Here is a 7,485-nt window from a genome sequence, read left to right on the forward strand (position 1 = left end):
CATCGGGCTGCGCAAAAATTCGACGCGAGGGCCGTGGTTCAGAGCGCGAAGGCCAGCCCGCCCCAGGCCGCGGGCATGAGGGTCACGGTCTGGTCCTGGCCTCGGCGATAGGCGGTCAGGGGGAACTGCGCCTCCAGCGCCAGCGACACGGGGCCCGTCAAGGGCACCTGGAATCCGACCCACGGCGCCACCCCTCCCGCGCCGCTCCACGCCGTGTCGGCCTCTCCCTGCCGCGTCTGGAGGATGGCGCCGAGCCCCAGCTCCAATCCCACCGAGAGGGTCGCGGGCTCGGTGTGCCAGGAGTGGTGAAACCCGAACCAGCCGAAGACGCTCGTCTCTCGCAGCGTGTCCAGGCCCCCGGTGGAGAGCGTCACCGCGCCCGAGATGCCCGAGGCGTCACCGCCGCGCACCGCGCCGCGAAAGCCCAGCACGCCACCCATGCCCGAGCCGACCCGGGCCTGCGCGCCCGCGGCCACGACGGCGGTCCAGCGCGAAGGCGCGGTGGCGGGCGCGCCCTTGGGGGTGGCCTCGATGCGCGCGGGCGTGGCTCGGAATGCGTCGCGGGTGAGGACCTGCGTTTGCCCTGCTTCCAGTGACACCTGCGCGGAGGTGCGGTCCCCTCTCTCGTTGGCGAGGCGCACCGCGTAGGTCCCGGGCGGCAAGGCGATGCGGCGCGCCGAGTCGGGCACCAACTCGGCGAGGACTTGCTCGCGAGGCAAAGCCACCACGAGCGCGCGCTGGTAGTCGCTGGGGATCTCCAGCACGGCGCTGGGGCGCGTCAGCTCGGTGAGCACCAGCTCGCCTCGGCCGGAGAGTCGATAGTCATAGGCGGGGTGCTGGGTGGCGATGAGCGTGTCGGACGTGTCTCGCACGGTGCGCTCGAAGGCGTAGCGATACGCCTCGGCGAGCGTGACACGGCCATCACCGGAGAGGTCCGCCGCGCCGCGCAGTCCCGAGACGAGGTGGTGCGTGAAGAACGCGCCGCCCAGCTCGCGCGACTCCAACGCCAGTTCGTCCGCCGCGCTGGACGTGAGCAAGGCTTGCCCCGAGGAATCCAGCTCGTCCGTCAGGCGGATGTCGAACGTGGGGCCCGGAGCTCCGCCCTTGAGCGCGAGCAAGGCGCCGCTGCGGCAGCTGTCCACCAGCGCCACGCGCACGTTGGCGCCGGTGCCTTCCAACCAGCGGCGCAGGTCCGCGTAACGGAGCCGCTCGCGCCCCAGCTCCAGCGCATCGCCGTCCGAGTGGCCCGAGTAATAGAACGTGAGGATGACTCGCGCCGTGGGGTCTTGATGCCACTGCCGCACCTTCGCGGTGGTCTGCTCCAGCGCGTCGTGCAGCGCCTGGAGTCCCGGGCTGCGCAGCAGTCGGAGGTCCTCGGGTTTGACGCCGCCGAGTTCCTTGAGGACGCCCGCGACCTTGACGGCATCCGCTTCCGCGTAGCGCAGCGGCGGCTGCGTCCCGGCGCCGGTGTTGTGGCCCACCACCACGGCGATGCGGAACGTCTCCGCGCTCGCGGCGGAGGCGAAGCCCACGAGCATCACGGCGAAGGCTCGAAGGAGCGACCTCATGAAGCAGGTGGTTCCGAGCGAACGTGTCCCGTGCTTCGGATCCGATGTGAAGGAGACGGGGAGACTCGCGGTCGGGCGTGGAGGCATCGAGCGGGATGGGACGGCGGATCCGGATCCGCGGCGCGCAATCTTGGACGAGAGTCCCCGGACAAGTCATCCCACCTCCGTCGTTTCACTCCGGTGCGCCGTGCGCCTCACGGACCTCCGCCGCGCAGCGCGACGATTCCTTGTCGGGCGCGTCGCCGTTGGGGAGTGGCGACGCCCTGCCTGGATGCGGCTGCGGAGATGGCGCAGGTCGAAAGTCCGACGATGCGGCCTCATCCCCCGTGACAGGACGAGGCGGGGCGATAACCTGCGCCCGCGAGAATCCACTCGCTGCTTGAATGAGGCCTCACCTATGTCCGCGGAGATTGGAAAGAAGTTTCCGGGCTTCTCGCTGCTCAATCAGGATGGTCGTACCCGGAAGCTGGAGGACTTCGCCGGCAAGTGGCTCGTGGTGTACGTCTATCCCAAGGACGACACGCCCGGCTGCACCATCCAGGGCAAGTCCTTCACCGCGACGAAGGAAGACTTCACGCGGGCCAACATCGAGGTCGTGGGTGTGAGCGAAGACGACGTGCAGTCGCACAAGAGCTTCTGCAACAAGTTCGCGTTCACCATCGACCTGCTGGCGGACACCCAGCACGAGCTGCTGCGCGCGGCTGGCGTGGGACAGTCCGAGTGGAAGGGCACGATGTACTGGGACCGCACGTCCTTCGTCATCGACCCGAAGGGTGTGCTGCGCAAGGTGTACCAGAAGGTGAACCCGGAAGGGCACGAGCGCGTTCTGCTCGCAGACATCAAGCAGTTGCAGGCGGCCTGAGCGCGCATCCCCCGCGTCGTGATGGACGCGACGCGGGAGCGCGAGTGGGCTGACGCTCCCGAACCCATACCGCATCGGGAGCGTCAGCCCACCGCCGGCTCAGAGCGAGGGCTCGACGGCGCGGGTGAGGCCCAGGGTGTCCGCGTAGCTGTGCAGTCCGCGGATGTGATTGCCACCGTCGACCGCGAGGGTATCTCCAGTCACCCACGACGCCAGGTCACTGCAAAGGAACGACACCACCTTGGCGACGTCCTCCGGCTCGCCACAGGGCTTCCCGAGCGGCGTGTGGGCGAAGAACTCGCGCCCCATGGCGCCGGTGAGCAGGCCGGCGCCTTCCGCCAGCGGCGTGCGGATGGCCCCAGGCGCCACGACATTCACCCGGATGTTGTACCGCCCCAGCTCCGAGGCCGCGACCTTCGAGAGGTTCGCGAGCGCCGCCTTGGACGCGCAGTAGTGTGCAAGCCCATCCGTCACGGCGGTCTGGTTCAGCGAGGAGATGTTGACGATGGAGCCCGGCTGTTTGGCGGCGACCAGCGCCTTCGCCAGGAGCTGGGTGAAGAGGAAGGGGCCCTTGAGGTTGATGGCCAGGACCTGGTCGAACTCCTCCACGGGCATGTCGAGGATGGGGCGCAAGGTGGCCGTGCCCGCGTTGTTCACGAGGATGCCCGGGAGGCCAAACTCTCGCGTCGCGAGCGCGATGGCGCGAGTGACGTCCTCCACCCGGACCACGTCGCCCGCGAAAGGCACGGCCCGCGTACGTCCCTCCGATGCCTTGTTGAGTTCCGCAGCGGCTGCCTCCACCTTCTCCGGCGTCCGTCCAAAGAGCAGCACGTTGGCTCCGTCTCGCATGAGCCGCGAGGCGATTCCCAATCCGATGCCCTGTCCCGCCCCCGTCACAATGGCACTGCCTGACACCAGCTTCATGATGACTCCTATTGCAGAGAGAGAGTGGAACCCTAGCAGCAGCATGCGCAGCCGGCGCCGCGTCGCCCTTCACGGTGCGGTGCTCACGGCGCGAGCACTCCGTTGAGGGATGCGATGGTGTTGGCTTCCACCCGGTCGTGGCCGGCACGGGGCGCTCGCGGACGATGCCGCACGCGATGCGGCGAGCGTAGGGGCCGGGGAATTCCCTGAGGTGCCGCCAGGAATGGCTTGTTCACCGCCGGACAGCAGGGATTCTTGCTGTCCCTGGGCTGTTGGGGCGCGGCTGATGGGGGTGCCCTGGCCCGCGGTCGAACGCGTGCGGTGTCTTGTCTGTATTTGCCGCCTGTGGTGGCACTGGGGGGGCTTGTTCGTGCTCCCTCGGGCGACGTCCTGGTTCTCCGCCTGCGATTCGCGGAGGATGGTCGTCCTCGGGGCGCGAGGTTCTTTTGCCCCGACGATGGAGGCTTGCCGTGGCCCTGCTCGGTTCCGCCGTGAGGCTGCTGTGGGGGGGGCTCGCGACCTCGCCCCATCTGGCGGTGCCTCCCTCGCAGGCGCGTGAGGCCGCCACTGAGACCGCGCGCTCCCTTCGCAACGCATGCGCGTCCGCGCGGCCGTTCTACTGGGAGCTGGGGACCGCCACGGGAAAGGACGTGGGCGGCTCCGTGGGGCTGCTCGCCCCTGGGGCAGGGACGGAGATGAGCATCGCCTCCGCGTCGAAGTGGCTGTACGGCGCCTATGTCCTGGAGATGCTTCAGGGACAGCTTCGCCCCGGCGTGGATGCCCCGTTCCTCAATCTGACCAGCAGGACGCCGGTGCTCGACGCGAGCGCTTCGTCCGCGTGCAAGTCGGCTTCGTCCACCGTGCGCGCGTGTGGAAAGACGGCGGGCATCGAGGAGCCGCTCATCCAATACGAGCCGGAGCCGCCGACGCGGTTCTACTACCACTCGGGACACTTCGAGGCGCACGCCGACTTCGCGATGGGGATGGGCTTCTTCGACGGTGCGGCGCTGGCGCATGCTTTCCAAAGCCGCCTCCCGTTGAGCCTCACCTTCGTGAACGTCAACCTCGCGGGCGGCGCCAAGACGAGCCCCAGCGAGTACGCGAAGTTCTTGCGCGCCCTGATGCGCGATGAGTTGAAGCTTGGCGCCTTGCTCGGGACTCACAGCACGTGCGCGACGGTGGCGTGTGGCAACACGGGTTACAGCCCGTGGTTCACCAGCGAGCCCGCGCATTACTCCCTGGCCCACTGGGTGGAGCCGGATGATGGGGCTCGGTGGAGCGGTGGATTCAGCAGCGCGGGTCTCTTCGGCTTCTACCCGTGGATCGCCAAGGACAAGAGCCTGTATCTGATTGTCGCGGGCGAACACCTGCTGGGCGTGCTGGGAGAGCCGCCTACGACGCCCGCGGAGGAGACGGCCTCGGGAAGGGCCATCCTGTGTGGACGGCTCATCAAGAAGGCGTACTACACGGGCGTCGTTCAGGAGTGAGTGGGTCAGTCCGGCTTTGTCTCCACCGGAGCGGATGCGTCCAGGAGGCGGAGTCGCTCGTCGAGGAGTTCCACGAGCACTCGGACGTGCGGCTCCTCCAGCAGGCTGGTGTGGGTTCCTGGCACGGGGCTCACTCGTACGGCTTCGGTGAGCCACTGGGACCAGCCCTCGTCCTCGGCGCGAGCGCTCGGGCGCTGCGTGGCGCGGAACAGCTCGGCCGTTCCCGCGTAGCGATTCGCGGGCACGTAGTTGCGATAGGCCTCGCCGAGGCGCTCATGGACGGAGAAGAGGCGCTCGATGTGGCTCGCGTCCAGTCCGCCCGCGGCGGGGAGTCCGCGCAGGACCTCGATCATCCGTGGGAGCAGCGCTTCGTCCGTGGCGTCGCTGAGGTGCTCCAGTGCTTCGGCGGGCACGTCCTGGATGGACAGCCCCGCCATCTGCCCGAAGGCCACCAGTCGCGCGAGCGGCGGAGGTGCGGGCTCGGGTTCGGTCGAGGGCGCGAGGCTGTCGAGCAGCGCGAGGAACTCCACCGTCTCTCCGTGCGATTGGAGCTGCCGCGCCATCTCGAAGGCGACGGCGCCTCCGAGTGACCACCCCGCAATGCGGTACGGCCCGCGCGGTTGGACTTCTCGGAGCTGCGCGACGTAGAGGCCGGCGAGTGACTCCATCGTGTTGGGAGGCAACACGCCTCCTTCCAGCCCCGAGGCGAACACTCCGTAGAGTGGCCACGTCTCTCCCAGGTGCCGGACGAGCTCCGTGTAGCTGAGCACGCCGCCTCCGCCGCCATGGATGAGGAAGAGGGGGTGCTGCTCGGACGTCCCTGCGTCCAGTCGCTCCAAGTTGGGACCGAGCGCGGCTCGCGATGTGGGCTCCACCCATCGCGCGAGCTGCTCGACCGTTGAGCTCTGGAACAAGGCGGACAGCGGAAGCACGCGTCCCGTGCGCTCGCGCAGCAGCGACATGAGTCGGACCGCGAGCAGCGAGTGGCCCCCCAGAGTGAAGAAGTCGTCGTCGAGGCCGACGCGTTCGAGGCGAAGGACTTCGGCGAACGCCGCCGCGACTTGCTCCTCCGCGTGGGTGCGTGGCGCCGAGAAGGGCCGTGCCTGAGAGGAGAGGTCGGGAGGAGGGAGTGAGTTGCGGTCGACCTTTCCGTTGAGGGTGAGAGGGAGAGCCGGAAGGAAGACGAAGGAGGAGGGGACCATGAACTCCGGGAGGGAAGCCCGGAGGGAGGAGCGGAGGGAGTCGGAGGAGAGAGGGGAGGAGGAGACGAGATAGGCGACGAGGCGCTTGTCGCCGGGAGAGTCGTGGCGAAGGAGGACAGAGGCTTCGAGGACGGAGGGGAGAGAGAGGAGAGCGGCTTCGACTTCAGGCAGCTCGATGCGGAAGCCGCGGAGCTTCACCTGGAAGTCAGAGCGGCCGAGGAACTGAAGGGAGCCGTCGGAGAGCCAGCGAGCCTTGTCACCCGTCTTGTAGAGGCGCTGTCCGGGAGAAGAAGAGAAGGGGTTGGGGAGGAAGCGCTCCGCGGAGAGGTGAGGAGAAGAGAGGTAGCCCCAAGCGAGGCCGAGGCCACCGACGAAGAGCTCGCCCGGGACGCCAATGGGGCAGGGGAGGAGCGAGTCGTCGAGGACGAAGGTGGAGGAGAGAGGAAGAGGCCTGCCGATGGGGACGGAGGAAGAGAAGGAGGAGGAAGAGGAGAGGGAGTGGGTGGAAGAGAAGGTGGTGTTTTCGGTGGGGCCGTAGCCGTTGGTGAAGGAGGAGAGAGGGGGGAGGCGAGAGAGGTGGTTGCGGACGAGAGAGGGAGAGAGGACGTCACCGCCAGAGAGGAGTTGAGGGACGAGAGCGAGAGCGTCTGGGTGGTGGAGACAGAGAGAGTCGAAGAGGGCGGAGGTGAGCCAGAGGGAAGAGGGGGAGTGGAGGCGAATGAGGGAGGCGATGTCCTCGAGGGAGAGAGGGTGAGGGGGAGGAATGAAGAGAGGAGCGCCGTGGAGGAGAGCGCCCCAGATTTCGAGGGTGGAGGCGTCGAAGGAAGTGGGAGCGAGTTGGAGGAAGGAGAAGGAGGGGCCGAAGCGGATGAAGGAGGGAGAGGAAGAGACGAGGCGGAGGACGGCCTGGTGAGGGACGAGGACGCCCTTGGGCCTGCCTGTGGAGCCGGAGGTGAAGAGGAGGTAGGCGAGGGAGAGAGGAGAGGAGAAGGAGAGGGGAGGAGAGGAGGGGAAGGAGTCGAGAGGAGAGGAGTCGAGGAGGAGAGAGGGGACGGAGGAGGAGGGGAGGAGGTGAGAGAGGTGGGAGTGGGAGAGGAGGAGGGAGGGAGAGGAGTCGGAGAGGAGGAGGGCGAGGCGCGCCTTGGGGAAGGAGGAGTCGAGTGGGAGGTAGGCGGCGCCGGCCTTGAGGATGGCGAGGAGGGAGACGAAGAGGTCGAAGGAGCGCTCGAGGAAGAGGGCGACGAAGGAGCCAGGGGAGACGCCGCGAGAGAGGAGGAGGTGTGCGAGTTGGTTGGAGCGCTCGTCGAGCTGTTGGTAGGAGAGGGAGAGTCCCTGGAAGACGAGGGCGGGGGAGTGAGGGAAGAGGCGCGCGAGGGATTGGAAGCGCTGGTGGATGGAGCGCTCGTCGGGGAGGGAGGCGTGAGTGTCATTCCACTCGACGA

Annotated in this window: 5 protein-coding genes; 2 read left to right on the top strand and 3 right to left on the bottom strand. The window is 68.1% G+C overall.

Translation table 11 applies throughout. The features are described from left to right. Positions 1-38: 38 nt before the first annotated feature. A complete protein-coding gene (locus JGU66_29310) occupies positions 39-1,568 on the bottom strand; it encodes a caspase family protein (GenBank protein MBJ6764883.1) in 1,530 nt (509 codons plus the stop codon). A 397-nt stretch (positions 1,569-1,965) separates the two neighbouring features. Between JGU66_29310 and JGU66_29315 the strand changes: the two genes are divergently transcribed. Further along, positions 1,966-2,430 carry a peroxiredoxin gene (locus JGU66_29315; protein ID MBJ6764884.1) on the top strand — a complete coding sequence of 155 codons (465 nt, stop codon included), beginning with the start codon at positions 1,966-1,968 and terminating at the stop codon, positions 2,428-2,430. 99 nt (positions 2,431-2,529) lie between these two features. Here JGU66_29315 and JGU66_29320 read toward each other — a convergent pair whose 3' ends face one another. Further along, positions 2,530-3,354 carry an SDR family oxidoreductase gene (locus JGU66_29320; GenBank protein MBJ6764885.1) on the bottom strand — a complete coding sequence of 275 codons (825 nt, stop codon included), beginning with the start codon at positions 3,352-3,354 and terminating at the stop codon, positions 2,530-2,532. Positions 3,355-3,824: 470 nt separating this feature from the next. Here JGU66_29320 and JGU66_29325 point away from each other — a divergent pair, with 470 nt between their 5' ends. Further along, a complete protein-coding gene (locus tag JGU66_29325; protein MBJ6764886.1) occupies positions 3,825-4,841 on the top strand; it encodes a hypothetical protein in 1,017 nt (338 codons plus the stop codon). A gap of 5 nt (positions 4,842-4,846) precedes the next feature. Here the strand turns inward: JGU66_29325 and JGU66_29330 are convergent. Further along, positions 4,847-7,485 (bottom strand): non-ribosomal peptide synthetase (locus JGU66_29330; GenBank protein MBJ6764887.1); only part of this gene is annotated, 2,639 nt, incomplete at its 5' end.

It is taken from the genome of Myxococcaceae bacterium JPH2 (genome assembly GCA_016458225.1).
GTDB lineage: Bacteria > Myxococcota > Myxococcia > Myxococcales > Myxococcaceae > Citreicoccus.

Bases quoted from the DNA above. Each gene is read 5' to 3' on its own strand.
- JGU66_29310 (MBJ6764883.1), bottom strand. From the start codon at position 1,568: ATGAGGTCGCTCCTTCGAGCCTTCGCCGTGATGCTCGTGGGCTTCGCC.
- JGU66_29315 (MBJ6764884.1), top strand. From the start codon at position 1,966: ATGTCCGCGGAGATTGGAAAGAAGTTTCCGGGCTTCTCGCTGCTCAAT.
- JGU66_29320 (MBJ6764885.1), bottom strand. From the start codon at position 3,354: ATGAAGCTGGTGTCAGGCAGTGCCATTGTGACGGGGGCGGGACAGGGC.